We start from the raw sequence: 25,619 nt of genomic DNA, 5'->3' as shown, positions 1-25,619 counted from the left end.
AGGCGGGTGGCTCCGGATCCGGAGCTGGTTGCGGCGCTCGCCGACTGGCTGGCCGCCGCGCCAGCCGCCGGCCCCCGCTGCCGGCCCGCCGCCGCCGCAAACGCCAGCGCGGGCGCCGCCGCCTCTCGAGTTGACCCAAACTATCCCCTGGACCGCAGAATGCGTCACTTTGGGTCAACTCAACCCGGCAGCCCGGGCCCGGCAGCCCGGGCCCGTCAGCCCGGGCCCGGGGCCGGGGCGGCCCCGGGCGCGCACACAAAAGGCCGGGCCCGCATGCTGACGCTGCGGACCCGGCCCTGTCGCTCGTGCCCCCGGAGGGATTCGAACCCCCGACCTACGGTACCGGAAACCGGCGCTCTATCCCCTGAGCTACGGAGGCGAGCATCTGCGACTCGACAAGCCTAGCGCAAACGGCGGACCGGTTTCGCACCACCCACCACCCGCACCACCCCGCCCCGCGGGCCAAGTAGACTAGTCCCTCGTGACGCCTCAAGAACTCGCAAGTGCCCTCGCCCGCATTCTGACCGACCTGATCGCCGAGCGCGGCGCGGATGTCCCGGTCACCGAGCAGGACACGCAGGTCGAGCGACCGAAGAACCGCGAGCACGGCGACTGGGCCTCGAACGCGGCCATGAAGTTCGCGAAGCGGATCGGCACGAATCCGCGCGAGCTGGCGGAGCAGATCGTCGCCCGCGCCGCCGAGATTGAGGGCGTCGCGAAGGCCGAGGTCGCGGGCCCCGGCTTCATCAACATCACGCTCGACGCAGCGAGCGCGGGCGAGACCGCGCGCCGCGTGGTCGAGCAGGGCGAGGCGTACGGCCGCGGTGACGCGCTCGCCGGCCAGCGGATCAACCTCGAGTTCGTGTCCGCGAACCCGACGGGGCCGCTGCACATGGGCCACACCCGCTGGGCGGCGCTCGGCGATTCGACTGCCCGCGTGCTCCGCGCGGCCGGCGCCGAGGTCACGAGCGAGTATTACATCAACGACGCCGGCGCCCAGATGAATAAGTTCGGGCGCTCGGTGCTGGCGGCGGCCCTCGGCGAGGAGGCCCCGGAGGACGCCTACCCGGGCGAGTACATTCAGACGCTCGGTGCGCGCGTGAGGGAGCAGCTCCCGGATCTCGCGGCGCTCGCCGCGAGCGACCGCGATGCGGCCCTGGATCAGGCCCAGGAGCTCGCGTATCAGCTGCAGCTCGCCGAGATCAAGGACTCGCTCGAGCGCTTCAACGTCCACTTCGACGTGTTCTTCTCGGAGCGCACGCTCCACACGGAGGGCGAGAACGGCGAGGCGAGCCCGATCGCCTCGGCGGTGGATCGCCTGCGCGAGCAGGGGCACGTCTACGAGGAGGACGACGCCATCTGGGTGCGCACGAGCACCTTCGGCGACGACAAGGACCGCGTGTTCACCCGCGGCAACGGCGTCTACACCTACTTCGCCGCGGACGCCGCCTACTACCTCTCGAAGAAGGATCGCGGCTTCGGCGAGAAGATTTACCTGCTGGGGGCGGATCACCACGGCTACATTGGCCGCCTGACCGCGATCGCGGGGGCGGCGGGCGACAACGTCGAGACCGATATCACGGTGCTCATCGGCCAGCTCGTGAACCTGAACGGCGCGCGGCTCTCGAAGCGTGCGGGCAACATCATCGAGCTCGACGACCTGCTCGAGTGGCTCGGATCGGACGCGCTCCGCTACTGGCTCGCGCGCTACCCGGCGGATTCGCCGCTCGCCCTCGACGGTGAGAAGGTGCGCAGCCGCACGAACGACAACCCCGTCTTCTACGTGCAGTACGCGCACGCCCGCACCTGCGCGGTCGACCGCAACGCGGCGGCGGCGGGCGTTGATCGCAGCACCTTCGCGCCCGAGCTGCTCACCCACGAGACTGAGACGGAGCTGCTCGGCAAGCTGCAGCAGTACCCGGCGATCGTCGCGGGTGCCGCGGAGCTGCGCGAACCGCACCGGGTCGCTCGCTTCCTCGAGGAGCTTGCGGCCGCCTATCACCGCTGGTACGACAACTGCCGCGTGATCCCGCTTGGCGAGGAGCCGGTCGGCGATCTGCACCGCACGCGCCTCTGGCTGAACGACGCGGCCGGCCAGGTGCTGCGCAATGGTCTCGACTTGATCGGGGTGTCGGCGCCCGAGCGTCTGTAACGCGCGGGCTTCCGAGTGCGTGAACGTCTCGGAATCCTCACCCGTTGTCGAGCCCTCTGCCGGTAGGGTTGCACCCACACTGATCGATACATTCCGGGAGCGGCATGAGCAGCAGAGGCGATACGGCGACGAAGAGCGGGCCACGCTGGTGGGTCCGGATCCTGAGCGTGCTCGTCGTGCTCGGGCTCCTGGCAGGCGCGGCGGAGATCGCGCTCAGGCTGATCCTGCCAGGGATCGTCGCCGGCGCGGTGCGCACGCAGCTGAAGCTCACCGACGATCACGAGGTGGAGGTGGGCCTCGGCGGTTCGCAGCTGCTCGCGGCGCTCGGCGGGGGAGTCGGCGACATCACGATCGAGGTGCCCGATGCTCCGCTCATCGAGGGGGTGTCGGCTGACGTTTCGGTGCACGCGGACCGGGTGCCGTTCAGCGTCACGACAGGCGAGATCACGAACGGTACGGCGAAGCTCACGGTGCCGAAGGAGCGCCTGAGCGAGTTTGCCGAGATCCTGACCCAGGGCCTCGCGCAGACCGTCGAGGTGCGCGACGGCGGGCTGATGGTGGGTCGCTCGATGGAGCTGCTGGGCCAGGAGGTGCCGCTCTCAGCGACGCTCGGCCTCACGATCGTCGACGGCGCGGTTGAGGTGGAGCCGCGCGGGGTCGCCGCGGCAGGCTTCGATCTCAGCGCGGAGCAGATCTCCGGCGCGACCGGCGGGCTTCTCGCGCCGATGCTCGAATCACACACGTTCTGCATCAAGGACCGCCTGCCCGCGGGCATCACGCTCACGGACATCGTGTTCTCGAGCACGGGATCCGTCTCGGTGAAGGCGGACCTCAACCCGCGGATCGCCTCGGACAAGGCGCAGCAGCAGCCGGGCACCTGCGGCTGAGCTCGCGCATGCGGGCGCAATCGGCCCCAGAGAGCCCCCGAAACCGGGCCTGTAACACGGCTCCGGCGGCATGCGTCTCACGCTAAGCTGGACGAGTTCGTTCCGAGACTCGCTCTCCGTTCGCACGGCTTCAGGGGCCAATCCGGGTCCGCTCGCCATCGGCCTCCACTGCAGGGGGCCGCGCGGGCGATGAGTCACCGGATCACGATCTGCCCGCCCCATGACCGCCACCCGAACCGCAGCTCAGGAGCACCTCGATGACCGATCCCCGGACAGCCGATGCGAACGCGATCGACGCCCGCGTCTTCCCGTCGACGGCCCGCCGCGGCAGCCAGTGCGGGCAGCTGAAGCTGGGCGATCTCCGCGCGACGGAGCTCACGGAGCAATTCGGCTCGCCGCTCTACGTCGTCGACGAGGACGCGGCCCGCGCCCGCGCCCGCGAGATCCGCGAGGCTCTGCAGGCTGAGGCGGCGCGCATCGGCACGGCCGCGACCGTGTACTACGCGAGCAAGGCGTTCCTCTGCGTCGAGGTCGCGCGCTGGATGGTCGACGAGGGGCTCGCGATTGACGTCGCGAGCGGGGGAGAGCTCGCCGTCGCGCTCGCCGCTGGCGTCGATCCCGCGGTCATCGGCTTCCACGGCAACAACAAGTCGGTCGCCGAGATCGAGCGCGCGGTCTCGGTCGGCGTCGGCACGATCATCATCGACAGTGAGATCGAGACGGGCCGGATCGCGGCCGCGGCGCGCGCGGCCGGCCGCCGCCAGCGCGTGCGCCTGCGCGTCAACAGCGGAGTGCACGCCTCCACCCACGACTTCCTCGCGACCTCGCACGAGGACCAGAAGTTCGGCCAGCCGCTCAGCGAGGCCCCGCGCCTCGTTGCCGCGATCCTCGCGGAGGACAGCCTCGAGTTCGTCGGCCTGCACTGCCACATCGGCTCCCAGATCTTCGCGACGGACGGCTTCCGCGAGTCGGCGCGCCGGCTGCTCGGCGTCTACCCGGCGCTCGCCGAGCTCGCGGGCGCCCCGATCCCCGAGCTGAACCTCGGCGGCGGCTTCGGCATCGCCTACACGAGCGCGCAGGCCGAGGAGGCGCCGGACGTCGCGGTGATCGCGCGCGAGCTTGCGGACATCGTTGCGGAGACCTCCGCCGAGGTCGGGGTGCCGATCCCGAAGCTCGCGTTCGAGCCGGGCCGTTCCGTGATCGGCCAGTCCGGGATCACGCTGTACACGGTCGGCACGACGAAGTCGGTGCGCCTCGCGGGCAGCGACGCTGCCGCCGATCCCGCGGATCTCGGCGCGAGCGAGCGCCTCTACGTGAGCGTCGACGGCGGCATGAGCGACAACGCGCGCCCCGCGCTCTACGGCGCCGACTACCAGGTGCGCATCGCGAACCGGGTCAGCGAGGCCGCCCCGGCGCTCGTGCGCGTCGTCGGCAAGCACTGCGAGTCGGGCGACATCGTCGTGCAGCGCGACTTCCTGCCGGGCGACGTGCAGCCGGGCGACACTCTGGCGGTTGCCGCGACCGGCGCCTACTGCTGGTCGCTCGCGAGCAACTACAACTACGTCCCGAGGCCCGCGGTCGTCGCGGTGCGCTCGGGGGAGGCCCGCCTCATCGTGCGCGGCCAGACCGAAGACGAGCTCGTGGCGCAGAGCGTCACGGGCGATGAGACCACTCTTCAGAATGGAGCAACGAAGTGAACGGTTACCGCGATCTGCGCGTTGCGCTCCTGGGCTGCGGCTCGGTGGGCGCTCAGACCGCAAGGCTGATCCTCGAGCACGGCGATGAGCTCGCCGCGCGCATCGGCGCCCGCCTCACGCTGGCCGGGATCGCCGTCCGCGACGTCGACGCGAAGCGCGACGTCGAGCTGCCCCGCGAGCTCTTCACGACCGACGCCGAGCGCCTCGTGCAGGGCGCCGACATCGTGATCGAGCTCATGGGCGGGATCGAGCCGGCCCGCACGCTCATCCTCGAGGCGCTGCAGGGCGGCGCCGACGTCGTGACCGCGAACAAGGCGCTCATCGCGGCGCACGGCCGCGAGCTCTCGGACGCCGCGGAGCAGGTCGGCGCGCAGCTCTCCTACGAGGCCGCGGTCGCGGCGGCGATCCCGATCCTGCGCCCCCTGCGCGAGAGCCTTGCCGGCGACCACATCACGAGCGTGCTCGGGATCGTGAACGGCTCGACGAACTACATCCTCGACCGCATGGACCGCTTCGGCGACAGCGCGGAGGACGCGATGCGCGTCGCGAGCGAGCTCGGCTACCTGGAGGCGGATCCGACCCTCGACATCGAGGGCTACGACGCCGCGCAGAAGGCGACGATCCTCGCGAGCATCGCGTTCCACACCGAGGTGCCGGTCGTCGCCGTGCACCGCGAGGGCATCGCGAACATCACCTCGGCCCAGATCGAGGCGGCGAAGAACGCCGGCTACGTCATCAAGCTGCTCGCGATCGCCGAGCGGATCACCTCGAGCGACGGCGTCGACGGCGTCTCCGCTCGCGTCTACCCCGCGCTCATCCGCCGCGACCACCCGCTCGCGGCCGTCTACGGAGGGAAGAACGCCGTGTTCGTTGAGGCCGAAGCCGCAGGTGAGCTCATGTTCTACGGCGCTGGCGCAGGCGGTGCGGAGACGGCGTCCGCCGTGCTCGGCGACCTGGTCTCCGCCGCCCGCCGCCACGTCATCGGCGGCCCGGGGATCCCGGGCTCGCTCCACGCCGAGCTCCCGATCCTGCCGGTCGGCGAGGTCAACACGGCCTACCAGATCATGCTCGAGGTGCGGGATCAGCCCGGCGTGCTCGCGGCGATCGCCGGGATCCTCGCGGATCACGGCGTCTCGGCGGCGAGCGTCGAGCAGACGGTCGCCGAGGGATCCGAGGGATCCGATGGCGGCGACGCCGAGGGCCGTGCGGCGCTCGTCATCGGGACGCACACGGCGCGCGAGGCCGACCTCGCGGCGACGGTCGACGCGCTCCGCGCGTCCGACCAGGTCCACGCCGTGACGAGCGTGCTCCGCCTGGAGGGCCGCGCATGACCGGCGCCGACATGCCCCGCGCGGTCCACGTGCGCGTACCGGCGACGAGCGCGAACCTCGGCCCCGGCTTCGACACGCTCGGGATCGCGCTCGCCTACGGCGACGAGCTGACCGCCGTGACCCGCGAGGCGCCCGGCGCGCTCGTGCGCGTCTCCGGCGTCGGCGAGGGGGAGGTGCCGACCGACGAGACGAACCTCGTGGTGCGCTCCGCCGCGCACGTGTTCGAGCGCCTCGGCCGCGAGATGCCGGGCCTCGAGCTGCGCGCCGAGAACCGGATCCCGCACGGCCGCGGCATGGGCTCCTCCGGCTCCGCGATCGTGGCCGGCGTCATGATCGCATCGGGCCTGCTCGCCTCGGATCCGGTCGACCCGATTGAGCTCTCCGAGGAGCAGCTGCTCGCCTTCGCGACCGAGCTCGAGGGGCACCCGGACAACGTCGCGCCAGCGCTCTTCGGCGCCCTCACGATCGCCTGGACGAACGAGGACGGGCCGCGCTTCAAGCGGCTCATGGTGCACCGCGGCGTCTCCCCGCTCGTGCTCGTGCCGAGCTTCACGATGTCGACGCAGCTCGCGCGCAGTCTGCAGCCGGCGCAGGTGCCGCACGAGGACGCCGTGTTCAACGTGTCGCGCTCGGCCCTCCTCATCGCCGCGCTCACGCAGAGCCCCGAGCTGCTGCTCGAGGCGACCGAGGACCGGCTGCACCAGAACTACCGCGGAGAGGCGATGCCCCAGACCCGGGATCTCATCGGCGAGTTGCGGGATCGCGGCCACGCCGCCGTCGTCTCGGGGGCCGGGCCCTCCGTGCTCGTCCTCTCGAACGGCCCGGCCGAGCGTCAGGCGGCCGCGGATTTCGTTGCTGAGCATCACCCCGATTGGCGTGTGCTGCTCCTCGCCGTCGATTCGAAGGGTGCTACAGTGGAGGCGATCCCCGCGGATCAGGTTCTCTAGCTACCTGCCCCGCTGTGTCCCGCGTTCGCGGGTGTGGATCGTTTCCTCACCGAGGCGAATCGGCCCGGTGTTTCATACGCACGACAGTGCAAGCACCGCGGGAAGGCGAGTCTGAGAGACGCGCGTGTCCGGCGGCGTTCCGAAAGGAAGAACCGTGGAACTGAACACTGAAGATCAGAATGCAGCTGCGCCCGAGGCGCAGGACGCGCCCGCTGCCGAGGCGGCGCCCGTTCGCCGGCGCGCGTCGCGCCGCGTGACGGCGGCCGTCGGCGCGACGAGCGAAAGCGTCGCAGCTGAGGCCCCCGCCGAGGCGCCCGCTGCCGATGCGGCGGCTGAGGCGCCGGCTGAGGCGCCGAAGAAGCGCGCGACGCGCAGCCGCAAGAAGGTGGAGGAGCCCGCCGCTGACGCGGCAGAGGCTCCCGCCGCCGAACAGGCGACCGAGGCGCCGGCTGAGGCCCCTGCCGAGGCCCCTGCCGAGGCACCGAAGAAGCGCGCGACGCGCAGCCGCAAGAAGGTGGAGGAGCCCGCGGCTGACGCGGCAGCGGCGCCCGCCGCGGAGAGCGGGGCTGCCGACGCAGCTGCCGAAACCCCCGCGACCGACGCCGAGGCGCCCGCCGCGCCCGCGAAGCGCACCCGCGGCCGCCGCGCGCAGGCCGCCGAGGCGACGCCGGCCGAGCAGGACGACAGCGCAGCAGGCGCCGAGCAGGCATCCGGCGACGACCAGTCGAAGTCCGAGCAGTCGAAGCCCGAGCAAGGCGCGAAGGCGGACGCCGAGTCGGGCGACACCGCCGCGAAGCAGGACGGCGCGGAGAGCACCGAGGGCGACAAGCCCAGCCGCACGCGCACCCGCCGCGGCCGGGGCCAGAAGGCGGAGCAGGGCGACGCCGAGCAGGGCGCCGACAAGTCCGAGTCCGCCGACGAGAACAAGGGCCAAAACGGCAAGGGCGGCCAGAACCAGGGCGGCCAGGGCGGCCAGAACCAGGGTGAGCGCGGCCAGAACGGCAAGGGCGGCGAGGCGAACTCGCGCTCGAGCCGCACCCGCCAGCGCGACCGCAAGCGCCGCGGCCAGAACGACGACCTCGAGCCGGAGATCACCGAGGAGGACGTGCTCCTGCCGATCGCTGGGATCCTCGATGTGCTCGACAACTACGCCTTCGTGCGCACGAGCGGCTACCTGCCTGGCGCGAGCGACGTCTATGTCTCGCTCGGTCAGGTGAAGAAGTACGGCCTGCGCCGCGGCGACGCGGTCGTCGGCGCGATCCGCCAGCCCCGCGAGGGCGAGGGCGGCGGCCGTCAGAAGTACAACGCGATCGTGAAGATCGACGCGATCAACGGCCGCACGGTCGAGGAGAACGAGAAGCGGATCGACTTCGCGGAGCAGACCCCGGTCTTCCCGCAGGAGCGACTGCTGCTCGAGTCGGGCAAGGATCGCCTGGTCGGCCGCGCGATCGACCTCGTCGCTCCGATCGGCTTCGGCCAGCGTGCGCTCCTCGTGACGCCCGCGAAGATCGACGGCTCGGCGCTCGTCGTTGAGCTCGCCCAGGGCGTCGCGGCGAACAAGCCCGAGGCGCACCTCATGCTCGTGCTCGCCGACGCGCAGCCCGAGGAGGTCACCCACCTCGAGCGCACGGTGCAGGGCGAGGTTGTCGCGGCGCCGTTCGATCGCCCCGCGGAGGATCAGGCCACGATCGCGGAGCTCGCGATCGACCGGGCCAAGCGCCTGGTCGAGCTCGGCCACGACGTGGTCGTGCTCGTCGACTCGCTCAACCGCCTGGCCCGCGCCTACGCGCAGGCGCAGCACGGCGGGGCGCGCCCCGGCCTCGACGAGGTCGACGAGTTCGCGCTCGGCCAGATCAAGAAGCTGCTCGCCTCGGCGCGCAACCTCGAGAACGGCGGCTCGCTCACGATCCTCGCCACGATCGAGGCGAAGCCCGAGCTCGACGGCGACGCGCTCCTGCTCCGCGAGGCGCTCCGCGTCGCGAACAGCGAGATCCAGCTCACCAAGGGCCGCTCGGCCTTCGAGCCCGCGGTGAAGCTCCTGCACTCGCGGACCCGCCACGCCGACGCGATCGTCGGCGAGGGCGAGGCGGCGGCGGTCGCGGCGCTGCGCAGCGAGTTCGCGAAGCTCGACTCGAACGCGAAGTCGCTCGAGCGGATCGCAGCATCGGCGTCGAACGCCGCGCTCCTCGCCGAGGCGCAGCGCTCGGGCGCCCGCGCCTGATCCCCCGTGCGGAGTCACGGAGAGAACGGGGCAGCAATGTTTGAACAGGTCGAATCCCTGCTCGTCGAGCACGAGTCGCTGCAGGAGGATCTCGCTGATCCGGCGCTGCACGCGGACGCCGCGCGCGCCAAGAAGGTCAACCGCCGCTACGCGGAGCTGAGCAAGATCAAGTCGGCGTACGAGGGCTGGCAGCAGCTCGGCGACGACCTCGAAGCGGCCAGGGAGCTCGCGAAGGAGGACGAGGCGTTCGCGGAGGAGATCCCGGCGCTCGAGGCGTCCCTCGCGGAGGCGCAGGAGCGCGTCCGCAGGCTCCTGATCCCGCGGGATCCCGACGACGCGCGCGACGTGATCCTCGAGATCAAGGGCGGCGAGGGCGGCGCGGAGTCCGCGCTGTTCGGCGCCGACCTGCTCCGCATGTACATGCACTACGCGGAGTCCAAGGGTTGGAAGACCGAGATGCTCGAGAAGGACGAGAGCGACCTCGGCGGCTACAAGAACGTGCAGATCGCGATCAAGTCGAACGCGACGGATCCCTCGCAGGGCGTGTGGGCGCACCTGAAGTACGAGGGCGGCGTGCACCGCGTGCAGCGCGTGCCCGTCACCGAGTCGCAGGGCCGCATCCACACCTCGACGACGGGCGTGCTCGTCTACCCCGAGGTCGACGAGCCCGAAGAGGTCGAGATCAGCCAGAACGACCTGAAGATCGACGTGTACCGCTCGTCCGGTCCCGGCGGCCAGTCGGTCAACACGACCGACTCCGCCGTGCGCATCACCCACCTTCCCACGGGGATCGTGGTCGCGATGCAGAACGAGAAGAGCCAGCTGCAGAACCGCGAGGCGGGCATGCGCGTGCTGCGCGCGCGGCTCCTCGCGCGCCAGCAGGAGGAGGCGGCGGCCGAGGCGAGCGCGCACCGTTCGAGCCAGATCCGGACGATGGATCGTTCGGAGCGGATCCGCACGTACAACTTCCCGGAGAACCGCATCGCGGATCACCGCACGGGCTACAAGGCGTACAACCTCGACCACGTCATGAACGGGGCGCTCGATCCCGTCATCGAGTCCTGCATTCGCATGGACGAGGAGGCGCGACTCGCCGATCTCGGCCAGTAGCGTCGCACGCGAGCGGGGGAGCGCACTACGCTGAGTCCATGACCCAGCAGTCGCTCCCCCTTTCGGGCCCACTGGTCACGCTGCGCGCGGTGCGCGCAGACGACGCGGCCCCGCTCTTCGACATCCTCTCCGAGCCAGAGGTCGCCTTCTGGTGGGTCGGGTACACGCCGGAGAAGGTCGTGGCGGATTTCGTGGAACAGCCCGAGATCACGCGCATCATCGAGGTCGACGGCGAGTGCGCCGGCGCCCTGTGGGTCATGCGCGGCGACGATCCCGAGTATCCGACGACCGTCATGCACCTCTTCATCGGCACCCGCTTCCGCGGCCGCAGGATCGGCGAGGAGGCGCTCGCCCTCGCGATCCGGGCGGAGTTCGCCTCGGGAATCACGCGCGTGACGCTCGACCCGAACGTCAATAATGACGGCGCGATCAGGAGCTACGAGCGGCTGGGCTTCAGGCGGATCGGGATCCTGCGCGACTACCAGGTGCGGCCTGGCGGCCACCTCGAGGACGCGCTCTTCCTCGACCTCACGCGGAGCGATTTCCCGGAGGGCCCGCCGCTGCCCGCTCGCGACTGAGTCGTCCCGCGCGCGAGCGGGCGCTCCACTAGCATGGGTACATGCGAACCCGGAAACCACTCCTCCCGTGGGTGGTCTGGGGAGTGGCCGCGATCGCCTACGCGGTCGCGATCATCAACCGCTCCTCGCTCTCCGCGCTCGGCCCGGCCGCGCAGGAGCACTTCGGGATCGACGCGACGACGCTCGCCACCTTCCCCGTCATCCAGCTGATCGTCTACGCGGGGCTGCAGATTCCCGTCGGTGTGCTGCTCGACCGCTTCGGCGCGAAGGGCATGATCCTGAGCGGCGGCGTGCTCATGCTGCTCGGCCAGACCGTCATGGCGACGGCCGAGGATGTGCGGCTCGCGATCCTCGCCCGCGTGCTCGTCGGCGCGGGGGACGCGTGCACCTTCATCAGCGTCATGCGGCTCCTGCCCGAGTGGTTTGCGATCCGGCAGCTGCCCACGGTTTCCCAGCTCACGGGCCTCACCGGGCAGGTTGGCCAGCTCGTGTCCGTGGCACCGCTCGCGCTCCTCGTCGCCACCGCCGGATGGATGAACGGCTTCCTCGGGGTCGTCGCCGTGGGGGTGCTCATCACGATCCTGGGCTGCCTGGTGCTGCGAAACCATCCGGGCGACCGCACGATCGCCGAGCGGGTGTTCCGCACGGACAGCCGGCTCACGCGAGAGGCGCGCGGCTTCGGCGGACCGCTCGCGACCGGCATGCTCGAGATGGCCCCGCCCTCGACCGAGATGATCCCCGTCGTGGGCCGCGTTCCCCGGCGCGGCCTGGACTTCTTTTCGCGCGCCGGGCGGCTCCTGAAGATCCCTGGCGTGCGACTCGCCTTCTGGCTGCACTTCACCTCGCCCTTCGCCTCGAACGTGTTTCTCCTGCTCTGGGGCACCCCGTTCCTCGTCGGCGGTGTGGGCCTTACGCCCGCCGCCGCGAGCGGGCTGCTCAGCCTCACGGTGGTCGCCTCGATGGTCGCGGGACTCGTGCTCGGGCCGATCAGCTCGCGTTTTCTCGAGCGCCGCGTGTGGATCAACTTCTCCATCACGATCGCGATCATGGTGACGTGGCTCGGGATCCTGCTCTGGCCGGGCACCCCGCCCATCTGGCTGCTGATCGCGCTGCTGCTCATCATGCCGCTCGGCGGTCCCGCCTCGATGATCGCGTTCGAGGTGTCTCGGTCGCACACGCCGCGCAGCTTTGCGGGCTTCGGCACGGGGCTCGTCAACACGGGCGGGTTCATCGCGACCCTGCTCGTGATCCTGCTCATCGGCCTCGTGCTCGACCTGCAGGGCGCCGGCTCGCCCGAAGATTACTCGCTGGGCGCGTTCCGCACCGCGTTCCTGGTGCAGGTGCCGTTCTGGCTGATCGGGCTCACCATGATCGCCTTCGAGGCGCGCCGCACGAAGCGCTGGATGCAGCACCACGGCCGCAAGCTGCGCTAGTGCGGCCCGCGGCCCGCGCCGCGGCGCGCCGCCACCCGCGCCCGCGCCGCGACCTGCGCCCACTGAGACTTCTGCATTCACAGGCAAGAATTTGGGCAGACAGTCTCAGCGTGTGCAGAATTCGGGCTGGGGGCGGCGCCCCGCGCCCCTAGATCACGTAGAAGTCGGCCATGTCGGGCTTCTCGGCGAGGGGAGCGCCGCGCCGCGGCCGCCCCTGCGCGGGGATCCCGGTCAGCGTCGTCCACGGCCCGGCCGACCGCACGACCACCGCGTTCGACCCCACGGCGCTGTCGTGCCCGATCTCGATGTCGCCGAGCAGCTTCGCGCCGGCCCCGATCACGACGCGGTCGCCGATCGTGGGGTGGCGCTTGCCGCGCCCGTGCCCCGTGCCGCCGAGCGTGACCCCATGGTAGATGAGCACGTCGTCGCCGACGACCGCCGTCTCGCCGATCACGACGCCCATCCCGTGGTCGATGAAGAGGCGCCGCCCGAGCGTCGCGCCCGGGTGGATCTCGATCCCGGTCAAGAACCTGTTCAGCTGCGAAATCGCGCGCGGCAGGAAGCGCATGCCGCGCTTCCACAGCGCGTGCGCGACGCGATGCCACCAGACCGCGTGGAGCCCCGAGTAGATGAAGAACACCGAGGCAGCGCCGCGCGCCGCGGGATCGTGTGCTTTCGCCGCGAGGACGTCCTCGCGGATTCGGGAGAAGAGGCTCACGGCCGTCCTTTCACGCTGTCAACTGCAGAGGTGGCCGCCCGGGGAGCCGCGCCGCGGGCCCGGACGACCACCACCAAGGATATGGATCCGGATCAGACGTCGAGGTTCTCGTAGAGCACCGTCGAGAAGTAGCGCTCGCCGAAGTCCGGCACGATCACGACGATCTTCTTGCCGGCGTTCTCCGGGCGCTTCGCGACCTGGGTCGCGGCCCAGACGGCCGCGCCGCCCGAGATGCCCGCGAGGATGCCCTCGTTGGTGCCGAGCGCGCGCGCCTTCTCGATCGCGTCGGGGAGCGCCACGTCGATGACCTCGTCGTAGACCTCGCGGTCGAGGATCTCGGGCACGAAGTTCGCGCCGAGGCCCTGGATCTTGTGGGGGCCTGCCTTGCCCTCGGTGAGGAGCGGGGAGTCGACGGGCTCGACCGCGACGACCTTGACCTCGGGGTTCTGCTCCTTGAGGAACGCGCCGGCGCCCGAGATGGTGCCGCCCGTGCCGATGCCGGCGACGAAGATGTCGACCGTGCCGTCGGTGTCGCTCCAGATCTCGGGGCCCGTGGTCGCGCGGTGCACGGCGACGTTCGCGGGGTTGCCGAACTGGTTCGCGAGGATCGCGCCAGGCGTCGACTCGACGATCTCCTTCGCCTTCTCGACGGCGCCCTTCATGCCGAGGGGGCCCTCGGTGAGCACGATCTCGGCGCCGTAGGCGGCGAGGAGCTTCCTGCGCTCGATGCTCATGGTCTCCGGCATGGTGAGGATCACGCGGTAGCCGCGGGCGGCGCCGACGAACGCGAGCGCGATGCCCGTGTTACCGCTCGTGCCCTCGACGATGGTCCCGCCCGGCTTGAGTGCCCCCGACTGCTCGGCGGCGTCGATGATCGCGATCCCGATCCGGTCTTTCACGGAGCCTGCGGGGTTGTAGAACTCGAGCTTCGCGTAGACCTCGGCCTCCGCGCCGTCGGTGACGCGGTTGAGGCGGACGAGCGGGGTGTTGCCAAAAGCTTCGGTGATGTTGGCGTAGGTGCGTGCCATGGGTGATCCTCCAGGGGTTCTTGGGCGGGGCATGCGCTGGGCGAGGCCATGAAAACTATAGCGTGGAGTTATTCGAGAATTTCATCCGCGTTATGAAATGCAACGCTGTGTGACAGCGGGCATTCCCGGTGTGGGAAAGTGGGTGGGTGACTGACCCCGCACCCCCCACGGTCGACGACGCCCTCGCCCGAATCTCCGCACTCCTCGACGACGCCGGGGTGCCGGATCCCCGCACCGACTCCGAACTCATCCTGGCCCACGTGCTGGGGGAGACGCGCGGCAGGATCCAGGCCCTCGCGGTCATGGGCCGCGCCCTCACCGCCGAGCAAGCCGAGCGCGCCACCGAGCTCACCGATGAGCGCGCGAGGCGCGTGCCGCTCCAGCACCTCACGGGCCGCGCGCCGTTCCGAGCGCTCGAACTCTCCGTCGGACCGGGGGTGTTCGTGCCACGTCCCGAGACCGAGGGCGTCGCGCAGCTCGCCATCGACGCCCTGCTCGCGGTCCCGGATCCCGAGCCCATCGCGGTCGATCTGTGCACCGGAAGCGGGGCGATCGCGCTCTCGCTCGCCCGCGAGGTCCCGACCGCGCGCGTGTGGGCGGTCGAGAAGAGCCCAGAGGCGCACGCGTGGGCCGCGCGCAATGTGGCCGAGTGGGGGGAGGGGCGCGTCGAGCTGCTGCTCGGCGATGTTGCCGAGCTGGCGCTCGGTGATGTTGCCGAGTTGGCGCGGGAAAGCACGGCGGCGCCGGATCCCGGTTCAGCAACCCCGCTCGCTGCTGTTGCGGCGCTCGCCGGCCGCATCGACGTGCTCGCCTCGAACCCGCCGTACGTGCCGACGGGCATGGTGCCGCGCGACCCCGAGGTGCGGGATCACGACCCCGAGATGGCGCTCTTCAGCGGCGCGGATGGCCTCGACCTCATCCGGGTCATCAGCCGGGTCGGCCGCTCCCTCGTGCGGCCGGGCGGCACGCTCGTGCTGGAGCACGCGGAGCATCAGGGCCGCGCGATCAGGGATATTCTCGCGGCCGACGGCTGGCGAGCCGCCGCGACCCATCCGGATCTCACGGGCAGGGATCGCGCCACGACGGCGCTCAGCTGACCCGTCTGCCAGGGCCGGATGGTCGCCCCGGGGGTAGAATCGTTGGTTATGACCGAGGTCTTTGACTGCACCGACAACGCCCACCTGCTCTCCGGGATGCGCACTGCGCGCCGCGCGATCGGGCAGGGGCGACTCGTCGTGATGCCGACCGACACGGTCTACGGCGTCGCCGCCGACGCGTTCTCACCCGAGGCCGTGCAGCGGCTGCTCGACGCGAAGGGCCGCGGCCGGCAGTCGCCGCCGCCCGTCCTGATCCCGAACGTGGGAACGCTGGCGGCGCTCGCCGCTGAGGTGCCCGCGCCCCTGTCGGCGCTCGCCGAGCGATTCTGGCCGGGTGCACTCACGATCGTTACCACAGCGAACCCGCTGCTGAGCTGGGATCTCGGCGACACCGGGGGAACGGTCGCGATCCGGATCCCGAACCATCCGCTCGCCCTCGAGCTGCTGCAGGAGACGGGCCCGCTCGCGGTCTCCTCCGCGAACAAGACGGGCGAGCCGGCCGCCCGAACGGCCGCCGCGGCGCAGGCGATGCTCGGCGACTCGATCGACGTGTACCTCGAGAACGGCGAGGCCGATGGTGACGGCCAGGCGTCGACGATCATTGACGCGACCGGCCTCACCGAGGAGGGCGGCACCCTGCGCATCCTGCGCGAGGGCGGCGTCACGCGCGAGGCCATCGCCGAGCTCCTTCCGCAGGTCGCGTTCGAGGACTGACATGCTCCCGTATCTCGTGGTCGCTGGCGTTGCGGTGCTCGTCACCGCGGCGGCTTCGGCAGTGGTGCTGCGCCTCGCGCGACGCTACAAGCTCGCCCCCGAGGTGCGGGCGCGCGACGTGCACCAGGCGCCGACGCCGCGGCTCGGTGGGGTCGCGATGTTCATCGGCCTCCTTGCGGCGTTCGGGATCGCGGCGACGCAGCAGGAGTTCCGGTCGCTGTTTTCCGAGGGCACCATGATGTGGGCCCTCCTCGGAGCGTGCGGGATCATCGCCGCGATCGGGATCCTCGACGACATCCTCGACCTCGACTGGATGGTGAAGCTCGCGGCGCAGCTCGCCGCTGCCGGGCTCCTTGCCTGGAACGGCGTGCAGATTGTCTCGCTGCCGTTCGGCGACACGCTCATGGTCGCGTCGCCCGTCGTGAACTTCGGGCTCACGGTGTTCCTCATGACGCTGGTCATGAACGCGGTGAACTTCGTCGACGGCCTCGACGGTCTCGTCGCCGGCACGGCCATCATCGCGAACCTCCTCTTCTTCATCTACACGCGATTGCTGCACGACCGCATGGGTGGCGTCGACTCCATCACGTTCGCGAGCCTCATCGCGATCGTCGTCGTCGGGATCTGCGCGGGCTTCCTGCCCTTCAACTGGCACCGCGCGAAGATGTTCATGGGGGACACGGGGGCGCTCCTCGTCGGCCTCCTCATGGCGACCTCGACCGTTTCAGTGACGGGGCAGCTCAACCCTGCCACGCTCGACCAGAAACTCGTGCTCGCGGCCTACATCCCGATCATCCTGCCGGTTGCGGTGCTCGCCCTGCCGCTCGCGGACTTCACCCTTGCCGTGATCCGCCGATTGCGCGCGGGGAAGAGCCCGTTCACTGCGGATCGCCAGCACCTGCACCACCGGCTTCTCGACATGGGACACTCGCCCGTGCAGGCCGTGCTCATCTTCTATGTCGGCACCACGGTACTCTCGGTCGCCGTGCTGCTCGTCTTCCTGCTGCAGAGCTTCGTGGTGCCCGTGATCGTTCTCGTCGTGGGCGGGGCGGCGTGTGCCGCGCTCCTCCTCCTGCCAGCGAGCCGTGTCCGCGACGGGCTCGCCCAGCGCGGCTTGGTACCGTTGTCACGCCGTCGCGCGAGCGACGAGGACCTGATCGCCGCGACACCGGACGCAGGCGCCCCGAAGGAAAGGACTCCCGAGTGAGCTCACCCGCTCTCCCCGACACCCCGCCGAACGATGGTTCCGGCGAGGCGCCTGCCGAGCGGCGGATGCCGAGCTCGCAGCCGATCCTGCTGCGGGCGATGAAGTGGGGGATTCTCGCCTCCCTCGCGCTCATCGTGATCTGGGCGGTGATCGGCTGGTTCGTCTCGGGTACGACGGGGCTCGTCGGGGGAGCGCTCGGCGCGGCCTTCGCGGGCGTATTCCTCGCCATGACGATCGGCAGCATCACCTTTGCCAACCGCTTCATCACGAGCGACCTGTACGTCGTCGCCTTCTTCGGCATCGTGATGGGGACGTGGATCCTGAAGTTCGTGGCGTTCATCGTGGCGGCGGTGCTGCTGAAGGACGAGCCGTGGTTGAATCCGACGATCCTGTTCCTCGGCGTGGTCTCCGGGGTGATCGTCTCCCTCGTGGTCGACATGATCGTGCTGTCGAAGTCTCGCCTCCCGGTGGTCTCGGACCCCAACTGAGCCGCGCAACCGCCGGGTGGACGGCGGGTGTCTGTGTTCTGGCCAGGACTTTTCCTGGCCACGGTGGCGCCGGCACGTGGCCACCGTCCAATGTAACGTTCCGGTTTCTCCCGGAGCGAAAATGTTTGCTAGGATCGTTCACGTTCCCTGCCGGGTCTCGCCATTCGTGTGCCTTGAGACCTTGGGGGCACGACCACCGTTCGACACCGTGCGACGAGATTCGCACCTAAGTCAGGAGAATGGCGCTGTTCGCTAACGCTACGCACCTCGTGACCCCCGTTCTTTTCTCTTCGGAGGAGGGCGGATTCCATCCGCCGTCGATCGCTGACTTCTTCCCGGACGTGGTGCTCTTCGAGGGCACGCCCTTCGCGATGAACCGCATCATGATCATTCGCGTCATCATGATGCTCGTGCTGCTGCTCCTGTTCTGGCTCGGCACCCGCAAGATGCGCGTGATCCCGACCCGCGGGCAGTCGCTCACCGAGATGGCGCTCGACTTCGTTCGCGTCAACATCGCGGAGGATCTGCTCGGCAAGAAGGACGGCCGCCGGTTCCTGCCGATCCTGATGGCGATCTTCTTCTCGATCCTCGCCTTCAACATCACGGGCATCATCCCCGGCTTCAACATCGGCGTCTCGGCCGTCATCGGCTTCCCGCTCGTGCTCGCGATCGTCTCCTACGTGACGTTCATCTACGCGGGCATCAAGAAGAGCCCGGGCAACTTCTTCAAGAACTCGCTCTTCCCGGCGGGCGTCCCGAAGCCGCTGTACATCATCGTGACCCCGATCGAGTTCTTCTCGACCTTCGTGCTGCGTCCCGTCACGCTCACGCTGCGACTCCTGATGAACCTGCTCGTCGGCCACCTCCTGCTCGTGCTGTTCTTCAGCGCGACGAACTTCTTCCTCCTCGAGGGCGAGGGGCTCTTCAAGCTCTTCGGCGTCGGCACCTTCGCGGTCGGCTTCGCCTTCACCCTCTTCGAGATCCTGGTGGCGTTCCTCCAGGCGTACATCTTCACCATTCTCACCGGCGTCTACATCCAGCTCGCGCTGGCTGAAGAGCACTAATCAGAGTTCGACATCCGTCGTTCTCAACTATCGGAAGGAAACACCTAACGTGTCTGTTCTCGCAGAAGTTTCGGGCAGCATCTCGACGGTCGGTTACGGCCTCGCGGCGATCGGCCCGGCCATCGGCCTCGGCATCGTCGTCGGCAAGACCATCGAGGGCGTCGCTCGCCAGCCCGAGCTCGCAGGCCGCCTCCAGGTCCTGATGTGGATCGGCATCGCCTTCACCGAGGCGCTCGCGCTCATCGGTATCGCGACGCACTTCATCTTCCAGTAAGCCGTTCACCTTTCCCTAGTCTCGAAAGGGAGGCTTGATGATTCACGCAGTCTTCGTCGCTGCAGAGGGTTCGAATCAGAACCCGCTGCTCCCGGCGACCTACGACATCGTTTGGTCTGCGGTTGTCTTCGTCATCATCCTCGTCGCGTTCTGGAAGGTCTTCCTCCCCAAGATGCAGGCGATGCTTGATGCGCGTGCAGAGGCAATCGAGGGCAACATCGCCAAGGCCGATGAGGCCCAGGCGAAGGCCGAGGCGGCGCTGCAGGAGTACACCGCGCAGCTCGCCAGCGCCCGCCAGGAGGCCGGCGAGATCCGCGACGCTGCTCGTGCAGACGCCGTGAAGATCGTGGCCAAGGCCAAGGACGATGCGACGACCGAGCAGGCCCGCATCGCGCAGGCCGCTCAGGCGCAGATCGAGGCGGAGCGTCAGAGCGCCGTCGTCTCGCTCCGCAAGGATGTGGGCTCGCTCGCAATCGACCTCGCCTCGAGCGTCGTCGGTGAGTCGCTCAGCAGCGACCAGAAGGCATCCGCCCTCGTCGATCGCTTCCTCGCAGACCTCGAGGCCTCCGAGAAGGCGGCTCAGTAATGGGAAGCGCGTCACGCGAAGCACTGGCAGAGGCACGATCCACCCTCACCCCGGCCCTCGGCTCGGGTGTTGGCGGCGAGCTTCTGGCCTCCGCGGGTCAGATCGCTGCGAGCCCCGCGCTCGCGTCGGCACTGGGTGACGCTTCGGCTGCGCCCGAGGCGAAGGCCCAGGTGGTCGAGCGCCTCTTCGGCGGAATCTCCGCTGGCGCGCGCTCCGTGCTCACCGCCGCGGCGAAGGGCCGCTGGTCGAACGTCGAGGAGTTCATCTCGGGCATCGAGGAGCTGGGCCTGCGCGCCGAGAGCCTCGCGAACCCTGCGCTCTCCGACGAACTCCTCGCTGTGGCAGACGTGGTTGATCGCAACCACGAGCTGCAGCTGAGCCTCGGCAGCAAGCTCGCCGACGGCGCAGGGAAGGTCGCGCTCGTCGAGCGCATCCTCGGCGGCAAGATCTCGGGCTCGGCCATCGCGGTCGTCAGCCACCTGGTCGCCAACCCGCGCGGTCGTCGCCTCGACGCAACGCTCCGTCGGTCCGCACGCATCGCGGCCGATCAGGGCGGAAGCGAACTCGCAACGGTGACCGTCGCCGCCCCGCTCTCGAGCGAGCAGCAGGATCGACTCGCCCGTGCGCTCGAGCAGTCCGCCGGACGGCCGGTGAAGATCACGACCGTGATCGATCCCGCGCTGATCGGCGGCGTCCGTATCCAGATCGCCGACGATGTCATCGACGGCAGCATCCGGGCTCGCCTGGACGATCTCCGACAGCAGCTCGCAGCGTAGAGCACACACTTTCACCACCGGGGGCGGCGCTTCCGGAACAGATAGAGGAAACGAAATGGCAGAACTCTCAATCAGCCCGGACGAGATCCGTAACGCGCTGAAAGATTTCGCAGCGTCGTACGAGCCGGCCCAGTCGGGTAAGACCGAGGTCGGAACCGTCGTAGACGCCGCTGACGGCATTGCACACGTCGAGGGCCTCCCCGGCGTCATGGCGAACGAGCTCATCCGCTTCGCGGACGGCACGCTTGGCCTCGCACAGAACCTTGAAGAGAACGAGATCGGCGTCGTCGTGCTCGGCGAGTTCACCGGCATCGAGGAGGGCCAGCAGGTCACCCGCACCGGCGAGGTTCTCTCGGTCCCCGTGGGCGAGGGCTACCTCGGCCGCGTCGTCGACCCGCTCGGCAACCCGATCGACGGCCTCGGCGAGATCGCCGGCGTCGAGGGCCGTCGCGCCCTCGAGCTCCAGGCTCCCGGCGTCATGCAGCGTAAGTCGGTGCACGAGCCGCTGCAGACCGGCATCAAGGCGATCGACGCGATGATCCCCGTTGGCCGCGGCCAGCGTCAGCTCATCATCGGCGACCGCCAGACCGGCAAGACCGCGATCGCGATCGACACCATCATCAACCAGAAGGCCAACTGGGAGACCGGCGACAAGTCGAAGCAGGTTCGCTGCATCTACGTCGCCATCGGCCAGAAGGGCTCGACCATCGCTTCGGTGAAGGGCGCGCTCGAGGATGCGGGCGCGATGGAGTACACCACCATCGTCGCTTCGCCCGCCTCGGATCCCGCGGGCTTCAAGTACCTGGCGCCCTACACCGGCTCGGCCATCGGCCAGCACTGGATGTACGACGGCAAGCACGTCCTCATCATCTTCGATGATCTGTCGAAGCAGGCTGAGGCCTACCGCGCCGTGTCGCTCCTCCTGCGCCGCCCGCCGGGGCGCGAGGCCTACCCGGGCGACGTCTTCTACCTGCACTCCCGCCTGCTGGAGCGTTGCGCGAAGCTGTCCGACGAGCTCGGCGCCGGTTCGATGACGGGCCTCCCGATCATCGAGACCAAGGCGAACGACGTCTCGGCGTACATCCCGACCAACGTGATCTCGATCACCGACGGCCAGATCTTCCTCCAGTCGGATCTGTTCAACGCCAACCAGCGCCCCGCGGTCGACGTGGGCATCTCGGTTTCCCGAGTCGGCGGCGACGCACAGGTCAAGTCGATCAAGAAGGTCTCCGGCACGCTCAAGCTCGAGCTCGCCCAGTACCGCGCACTCGAGGCCTTCGCGATGTTCGCGTCGGATCTCGATGCCGCGAGCCGCAAGCAGCTCGAGCGTGGTGCACGCCTCACCGAGCTCCTCAAGCAGCCGCAGTACACGCCGTACCCGGTCGAGGAGCAGACCGTGTCGATCTGGGCCGGTACCAACGGCTACCTCGACGAGGTCCCGGTTGAGGACATCCTGCGCTTCGAGCGCGAGTTCCTCGACTACCTCGGCCGCAACTCCGAGGCGCTCAATACGCTCCGCTCGACGAACGTCCTTGATGACGACACCGTCGCAGAGCTGAAGGCGCAGATCGAGAAGTTCAAGAGCGAGTTCCGCACCTCTGCGGGCAAGTCGCTCAAGGAGCAGTTCGATGCGCTGGACGAGGCCGAGATCAAGCAGGAGCAGCTGGTCGTCAAGAAGTAGTTCGGACGCCGGGCGGGGAACCGTCCCCGCCCGGCCCCAACTGCTCGACCAGCCAGCCCCGACCACTACAGGAGAGACATGGGAGCGCAACTTCGGGTCTACCGGCAGAAAATTCGTTCTGCCCAGACGACCAAGAAGATCACCCGTGCGATGGAGCTGATCGCAGCCTCGCGCATCCAGAAGGCGAAGGCCCGCGTCGAGGCATCGACGCCCTACGCCACCGCGATCACGCGAGCCGTTTCGGCCGTCGCGACGCACTCGAACACGGACCACCCGCTGCTGACGGAGGCCGAGAAGGTCGAGCGCGCCGCGGTCGTCATCTTCACCTCCGACCGCGGCCTCGCCGGCGCCTTCAACTCGCAGGTGCTGCGAGAGGCCGAGGAGCTCGCCGAGCTGCTCAAGGCCGAGGGCAAGGATGTCGTGTATTACCTGATCGGCCGCAAGGCCCAGGGGTACTTCGCGTTCCGCCGCCGGGCATCGGAGCGGGTCTGGGTCGGCGAGACCGAGAACCCCGGCTTCGAGATGGCCAAGGAGGTCGCCGAGGCTCTGCTCGAGATCTTTGGTCGCCCCGCTGCCGAGGGCGGCGCGCAGGAGATCCACCTCGTCTACAACCGCCTCATCAGCATGGTGAGCCAGGTTCCCGAGGTGCACCGACTGCTCCCGCTCGAGGTCGTCGAGGGCGTCGCAGAGCCGACGGACCAGCACGAGTCGCTGTACGAGTTCGAGCCCGATGCTGACACCGTGCTCGACCAGCTGCTGCCCGCCTACATCGAGTCGCGCATCTTCAACGCGATGCTCGAGTCGGCGGCGGCGAAGCACGCGGCAACGCAGAAGGCGATGAAGTCGGCGAGCGATAACGCCGACGCCCTGATCCGCGACTACACGCGCCTCGCGAACAACGCTCGCCAGGCCGAGATTACCCAGCAGATTTCTGAGATCGTAGGCGGCGCTGACGCGCTGTCCAGCTAACGAAGCACGAAGAGAGAGAATCATGACCGAAACCGCCGCAGTGGCGACTGAGGCCGCAACGAAGGTCGTCGGGCGGATCGCTCGAGTGACCGGCCCCGTCGTCGACATCGAGTTCCCGCACGACGCGATCCCTGGCGTCTACAACGCTCTCGAGACCACCATCGACTTCGGCGATGGCTCGGAGCCGATGAAGCTCGTCCTCGAGGTTGCGCAGCACCTCGGCGACAACCTCGTCCGCGCGATCGCCCTGAAGCCGACGGACGGTCTCGTCCGCGGCCAGGAGGTCGTCGACACGGGCGATTCCATCACGGTGCCCGTCGGTGATGTCACCAAGGGCAAGGTCTTCAACGTGACCGGCGATGTCCTCAACCTCCCCGAGGGCGAGAAGATCGAGGTCAGCGAGCGTTGGAGCATCCACCGCGAGCCCCCGGCCTTCGACCAGCTCGAGTCGAAGACGCAGCTCTTCGAGACCGGCATCAAGGTCATCGACCTCCTCACCCCCTACGTGCAGGGCGGCAAGATCGGCCTCTTCGGTGGTGCGGGCGTCGGCAAGACGGTCCTCATCCAGGAGATGATCCAGCGCGTGGCGCAGGATCACGGCGGTGTGTCCGTGTTCGCCGGCGTCGGCGAGCGCACCCGTGAGGGCAACGACCTCATCCACGAGATGGACGAGGCCGGCGTCTTCGACAAGACGGCCCTCGTGTTCGGCCAGATGGACGAGCCGCCGGGGACGCGTCTCCGCGTCGCCCTCTCGGCGCTGACCATGGCGGAGTACTTCCGCGATGTGCAGAAGCAGGACGTGCTGCTCTTCATCGACAACATCTTCCGCTTCACGCAGGCCGGTTCCGAGGTCTCGACGCTGCTCGGCCGCATGCCCTCCGCTGTGGGCTACCAGCCGAACCTCGCCGACGAGATGGGCATCCTCCAGGAGCGCATCACCTCGACCCGCGGCCACTCGATCACCTCGCTGCAGGCGATCTACGTCCCCGCGGACGACTACACCGACCCGGCTCCGGCGACCACGTTCGCCCACCTCGATGCGACCACCGAGCTCTCGCGTGAGATCGCCTCGAAGGGCCTGTACCCGGCCGTGGATCCGCTGACCTCGACGTCGCGTATCCTTGATCCCCGCTACTTGGGCGCCGACCACTACCGCGTGGCCACCACGGTCAAGCAGATCCTCCAGAAGAACAAGGAGCTCCAGGAGATCATCGCGATCCTCGGTGTCGACGAGCTCTCCGAAGAGGACAAGATCACCGTGGCACGCGCACGCCGCATCCAGCAGTTCCTCTCGCAGAACACCTACATGGCGAAGAAGTTCACCGGTGTCGACGGCTCCACGGTTCCCCTCAAGGAGACCATCGAGTCGTTCGACGCGATCGCCAAGGGCGAGTTCGACCACGTCGCCGAGCAGGCCTTCTTCAACGTCGGTGCGATCTCCGACGTGGAGGAGAAGTGGGCTCAGATGCAGAAGGACATGGCCTAAGTCATGGCTGCGCTCAACGTCAGCGTCGTCTCGGCCGATCGCGAGGTCTGGAAGGGTGAAGCCTCCCAGGTCATCGCGAAGACGGTCGAGGGCGAGATCGGTATCCTCCGCGGTCACGAGCCCATGCTCGCGATCCTCGCGGAGGGCGGCCAGGTTCGCCTGACCACCGCCGGTGGCGAGAAGGTCGGCGTCGACGCGGAGGGCGGGTTCCTCTCGGTCGACCACGACAACGTCACGATCGTCGCCGGTCGCGCCGCGATCAGCGAGTAAGCACGATCCCCAGCTGAGAGGCCGGCGGGCGCCCCAGGGCTCCCGCCGGCCTCTCGCGTCGAACCCGTAGGCGAGAAATGGAGTGAGGTTGCTGGTTCTGCTTCCACCGTCTGAGACGAAGCGCGTCGGCGGCGACGGGCGGCTCGACCCGCTCGCGCTGCGGCACGCCGCCGTGCTCGGCGCGGCGCGCTCCCGCGTGCGTGAGGCGCTCGTCCAGCTCAGCTCGGGCGACGAGGACGCCGCGGCGAAGGCGCTCAAGCTCGGCGTGAAGAACCGCGGCGAGCTCGCCCACAACCTCGAGCTCGAAGAAAGCGGAGTGCTCCCCGCGATCGAGCGCTACACGGGCGTGCTCTACGACGCGCTCGACGTCGAGACCCTCGACACGCCTGCCCGCGACTGGTTGAACGCGAACGTCGCCGTGCAGTCGGCACTCTTCGGGCTCGTCGGCGCGGGCGACCCGATCCCGGCGTATCGTCTCTCGGGTGGATCGCGTCTCGCGTCGCTCGAGCAGCCGCTCAAGCGCGTCTGGCAGGCGGCCCACGCCGATCTCGACTGGGACGACGCGGGGCTCGTGCTTGACCTGCGCTCCAAGGACTACCAGGCGCTCGCCCCGATCCCGCGGGGAAAATCCTACCTGCTGAACGTCGTGCAGCGCGGCGCGGACGGCGAAGTTCGTGCGCTCAACCACTTCAACAAGGCCGCAAAGGGTGACCTGGTGCGGCGTTTGGCCCTCACCAAGCCAAACCTCACGACCCCCAAATCTCTCACCGAGTGGGCCCACAGCCAGGGCCTCGACCTCTTCGCGGGCCCGGGGGAGGGCGAGCTCACGCTCGTCACCGAGCTCGGGGCGCCGGGCGCACCGCCTGCGGCGAGCGGCTCGGCGCGGTAGGATACCTGAGTGTCCA

At 69.3% G+C, this 25,619-nt stretch carries 24 protein-coding genes and 1 tRNA gene; 22 read left to right on the top strand and 3 right to left on the bottom strand.

Translation table 11 applies throughout. The features are described from left to right. Positions 1–306: 306 nt before the first annotated feature. Positions 307–379: transfer RNA gene (locus ACOPJ3_RS11485), tRNA-Arg, on the bottom strand. Positions 380–481: 102 nt separating this feature from the next. Here ACOPJ3_RS11485 and argS point away from each other — a divergent pair. The 9 genes from argS to ACOPJ3_RS11440 all read left to right on the top strand — a co-directional run bounded on the left by argS (position 482) and on the right by ACOPJ3_RS11440 (position 12,356). After that, complete coding sequence (gene argS / locus ACOPJ3_RS11480; protein ID WP_427869300.1) at positions 482–2,152, top strand: arginine--tRNA ligase; 1,671 nt, start codon at positions 482–484, stop codon at positions 2,150–2,152. Between the two features lie 104 nt (positions 2,153–2,256). Continuing rightward, complete coding sequence (locus ACOPJ3_RS11475; RefSeq protein WP_427869299.1) at positions 2,257–3,039, top strand: LmeA family phospholipid-binding protein; 783 nt, start codon at positions 2,257–2,259, stop codon at positions 3,037–3,039. Positions 3,040–3,296: 257 nt separating this feature from the next. Then, entirely contained in the window at positions 3,297–4,736 is a 1,440-nt protein-coding gene (lysA, locus tag ACOPJ3_RS11470) for a diaminopimelate decarboxylase (RefSeq protein WP_427869298.1), read from the top strand. Continuing rightward, a complete protein-coding gene (locus ACOPJ3_RS11465) occupies positions 4,733–6,067 on the top strand; it encodes a homoserine dehydrogenase (protein WP_427869297.1) in 1,335 nt (444 codons plus the stop codon). Before lysA ends, ACOPJ3_RS11465 begins: the two co-directional genes overlap by 4 nt. Continuing rightward, positions 6,064–7,014, top strand: coding sequence for a homoserine kinase (gene thrB / locus ACOPJ3_RS11460; protein WP_427869296.1), 951 nt, complete (start codon positions 6,064–6,066; stop codon positions 7,012–7,014). Before ACOPJ3_RS11465 ends, thrB begins: the two co-directional genes overlap by 4 nt. A gap of 154 nt (positions 7,015–7,168) precedes the next feature. Next, positions 7,169–9,235, top strand: coding sequence for a hypothetical protein (locus ACOPJ3_RS11455; RefSeq protein WP_427869295.1), 2,067 nt, complete (start codon positions 7,169–7,171; stop codon positions 9,233–9,235). A gap of 36 nt (positions 9,236–9,271) precedes the next feature. Continuing rightward, entirely contained in the window at positions 9,272–10,345 is a 1,074-nt protein-coding gene (gene prfA, locus ACOPJ3_RS11450) for a peptide chain release factor 1 (RefSeq protein ID WP_427869294.1), read from the top strand. Between the two features lie 38 nt (positions 10,346–10,383). Further along, entirely contained in the window at positions 10,384–10,923 is a 540-nt protein-coding gene (locus tag ACOPJ3_RS11445; RefSeq protein WP_427869293.1) for a GNAT family N-acetyltransferase, read from the top strand. 41 nt (positions 10,924–10,964) lie between these two features. Further along, positions 10,965–12,356 carry an MFS transporter gene (locus ACOPJ3_RS11440; protein WP_427869292.1) on the top strand — a complete coding sequence of 464 codons (1,392 nt, stop codon included), beginning with the start codon at positions 10,965–10,967 and terminating at the stop codon, positions 12,354–12,356. Between the two features lie 148 nt (positions 12,357–12,504). On the opposite strand, the gene cysE is transcribed toward ACOPJ3_RS11440, so the two are convergent. Together cysE and cysK are read right to left on the bottom strand one after the other, a co-directional pair. Further along, a complete protein-coding gene (cysE, locus tag ACOPJ3_RS11435) occupies positions 12,505–13,074 on the bottom strand; it encodes a serine O-acetyltransferase (RefSeq protein WP_427869291.1) in 570 nt (189 codons plus the stop codon). Positions 13,075–13,166: 92 nt separating this feature from the next. Continuing rightward, entirely contained in the window at positions 13,167–14,102 is a 936-nt protein-coding gene (gene cysK / locus ACOPJ3_RS11430; RefSeq protein WP_427869290.1) for a cysteine synthase A, read from the bottom strand. Positions 14,103–14,248: 146 nt separating this feature from the next. On the opposite strand from cysK, the gene prmC reads away from it, so the two are divergent. The 13 genes from prmC (at position 14,249) to ACOPJ3_RS11365 (ending at position 25,603) form a co-directional block, all read left to right on the top strand. Then, entirely contained in the window at positions 14,249–15,199 is a 951-nt protein-coding gene (gene prmC, locus ACOPJ3_RS11425) for a peptide chain release factor N(5)-glutamine methyltransferase (protein ID WP_427869289.1), read from the top strand. A gap of 48 nt (positions 15,200–15,247) precedes the next feature. After that, positions 15,248–15,913 (top strand): L-threonylcarbamoyladenylate synthase, encoded by a 666-nt coding sequence (locus tag ACOPJ3_RS11420; RefSeq protein WP_427869288.1) that lies wholly within the window; start codon positions 15,248–15,250, stop codon positions 15,911–15,913. A 1-nt stretch (position 15,914) separates the two neighbouring features. After that, positions 15,915–17,120 (top strand): MraY family glycosyltransferase, encoded by a 1,206-nt coding sequence (locus ACOPJ3_RS11415; protein ID WP_427869287.1) that lies wholly within the window; start codon positions 15,915–15,917, stop codon positions 17,118–17,120. Then, positions 17,117–17,608, top strand: coding sequence for a 3-oxoacyl-ACP reductase (locus ACOPJ3_RS11410; protein WP_427869286.1), 492 nt, complete (start codon positions 17,117–17,119; stop codon positions 17,606–17,608). Before ACOPJ3_RS11415 ends, ACOPJ3_RS11410 begins: the two co-directional genes overlap by 4 nt. A gap of 239 nt (positions 17,609–17,847) precedes the next feature. After that, a complete protein-coding gene (atpB, locus tag ACOPJ3_RS11405; protein ID WP_427869285.1) occupies positions 17,848–18,672 on the top strand; it encodes a F0F1 ATP synthase subunit A in 825 nt (274 codons plus the stop codon). A 49-nt stretch (positions 18,673–18,721) separates the two neighbouring features. Further along, a complete protein-coding gene (atpE, locus tag ACOPJ3_RS11400) occupies positions 18,722–18,946 on the top strand; it encodes an ATP synthase F0 subunit C (protein ID WP_200132758.1) in 225 nt (74 codons plus the stop codon). 37 nt (positions 18,947–18,983) lie between these two features. Next, a complete protein-coding gene (locus tag ACOPJ3_RS11395) occupies positions 18,984–19,532 on the top strand; it encodes a F0F1 ATP synthase subunit B (protein ID WP_427869284.1) in 549 nt (182 codons plus the stop codon). Next, positions 19,532–20,308: a F0F1 ATP synthase subunit delta gene (locus ACOPJ3_RS11390; RefSeq protein WP_427869283.1), complete on the top strand. Its 777-nt coding sequence runs from the start codon at positions 19,532–19,534 to the stop codon at positions 20,306–20,308. Before ACOPJ3_RS11395 ends, ACOPJ3_RS11390 begins: the two co-directional genes overlap by 1 nt. A 55-nt stretch (positions 20,309–20,363) precedes the next feature. Beyond that, positions 20,364–21,989 carry a F0F1 ATP synthase subunit alpha gene (atpA, locus tag ACOPJ3_RS11385; protein ID WP_427869282.1) on the top strand — a complete coding sequence of 542 codons (1,626 nt, stop codon included), beginning with the start codon at positions 20,364–20,366 and terminating at the stop codon, positions 21,987–21,989. A 78-nt stretch (positions 21,990–22,067) separates the two neighbouring features. Continuing rightward, complete coding sequence (locus ACOPJ3_RS11380; protein ID WP_427869281.1) at positions 22,068–22,958, top strand: F0F1 ATP synthase subunit gamma; 891 nt, start codon at positions 22,068–22,070, stop codon at positions 22,956–22,958. A 22-nt stretch (positions 22,959–22,980) separates the two neighbouring features. After that, on the top strand, positions 22,981–24,444 hold the full coding sequence (gene atpD, locus ACOPJ3_RS11375) for a F0F1 ATP synthase subunit beta (RefSeq protein ID WP_427869280.1): 1,464 nt from the start codon (positions 22,981–22,983) through the stop codon (positions 24,442–24,444). Positions 24,445–24,447: 3 nt separating this feature from the next. Continuing rightward, positions 24,448–24,714, top strand: a complete 267-nt coding sequence (locus ACOPJ3_RS11370; RefSeq protein ID WP_427869279.1) for a F0F1 ATP synthase subunit epsilon — start codon at positions 24,448–24,450, stop codon at positions 24,712–24,714. An 88-nt stretch (positions 24,715–24,802) separates the two neighbouring features. Continuing rightward, on the top strand, positions 24,803–25,603 hold the full coding sequence (locus tag ACOPJ3_RS11365; RefSeq protein WP_427869278.1) for a YaaA family protein: 801 nt from the start codon (positions 24,803–24,805) through the stop codon (positions 25,601–25,603). Positions 25,604–25,619: the final 16 nt, after the last annotated feature.

The sequence above is a fragment of the Leucobacter luti genome (assembly GCF_050310065.1).
Classification (GTDB): Bacteria; Actinomycetota; Actinomycetes; order Actinomycetales; family Microbacteriaceae; genus Leucobacter; species Leucobacter luti_B.
This window is presented reverse-complemented; position numbering and strand designations above follow the sequence as displayed.

What these genes read in the sequence shown, in the direction of transcription:
- ACOPJ3_RS11370 (WP_427869279.1), top strand. Translation starts at nt 24,448, where the DNA reads ATGGCTGCGCTCAACGTCAGCGTCGTCTCGGCCGATCGCGAGGTCTGG.
- lysA (WP_427869298.1), top strand. Translation starts at nt 3,297, where the DNA reads ATGACCGATCCCCGGACAGCCGATGCGAACGCGATCGACGCCCGCGTC.
- ACOPJ3_RS11415 (WP_427869287.1), top strand. Translation starts at nt 15,915, where the DNA reads ATGCTCCCGTATCTCGTGGTCGCTGGCGTTGCGGTGCTCGTCACCGCG.
- thrB (WP_427869296.1), top strand. Translation starts at nt 6,064, where the DNA reads ATGACCGGCGCCGACATGCCCCGCGCGGTCCACGTGCGCGTACCGGCG.
- ACOPJ3_RS11440 (WP_427869292.1), top strand. Translation starts at nt 10,965, where the DNA reads ATGCGAACCCGGAAACCACTCCTCCCGTGGGTGGTCTGGGGAGTGGCC.
- prfA (WP_427869294.1), top strand. Translation starts at nt 9,272, where the DNA reads ATGTTTGAACAGGTCGAATCCCTGCTCGTCGAGCACGAGTCGCTGCAG.
- atpD (WP_427869280.1), top strand. Translation starts at nt 22,981, where the DNA reads ATGACCGAAACCGCCGCAGTGGCGACTGAGGCCGCAACGAAGGTCGTC.
- ACOPJ3_RS11445 (WP_427869293.1), top strand. Translation starts at nt 10,384, where the DNA reads ATGACCCAGCAGTCGCTCCCCCTTTCGGGCCCACTGGTCACGCTGCGC.
- ACOPJ3_RS11390 (WP_427869283.1), top strand. Translation starts at nt 19,532, where the DNA reads ATGGGAAGCGCGTCACGCGAAGCACTGGCAGAGGCACGATCCACCCTC.
- ACOPJ3_RS11420 (WP_427869288.1), top strand. Translation starts at nt 15,248, where the DNA reads ATGACCGAGGTCTTTGACTGCACCGACAACGCCCACCTGCTCTCCGGG.
- ACOPJ3_RS11395 (WP_427869284.1), top strand. Translation starts at nt 18,984, where the DNA reads ATGATTCACGCAGTCTTCGTCGCTGCAGAGGGTTCGAATCAGAACCCG.
- ACOPJ3_RS11380 (WP_427869281.1), top strand. Translation starts at nt 22,068, where the DNA reads ATGGGAGCGCAACTTCGGGTCTACCGGCAGAAAATTCGTTCTGCCCAG.
- ACOPJ3_RS11475 (WP_427869299.1), top strand. Translation starts at nt 2,257, where the DNA reads ATGAGCAGCAGAGGCGATACGGCGACGAAGAGCGGGCCACGCTGGTGG.
- cysK (WP_427869290.1), bottom strand. Translation starts at nt 14,102, where the DNA reads ATGGCACGCACCTACGCCAACATCACCGAAGCTTTTGGCAACACCCCG.
- atpB (WP_427869285.1), top strand. Translation starts at nt 17,848, where the DNA reads ATGGCGCTGTTCGCTAACGCTACGCACCTCGTGACCCCCGTTCTTTTC.
- atpA (WP_427869282.1), top strand. Translation starts at nt 20,364, where the DNA reads ATGGCAGAACTCTCAATCAGCCCGGACGAGATCCGTAACGCGCTGAAA.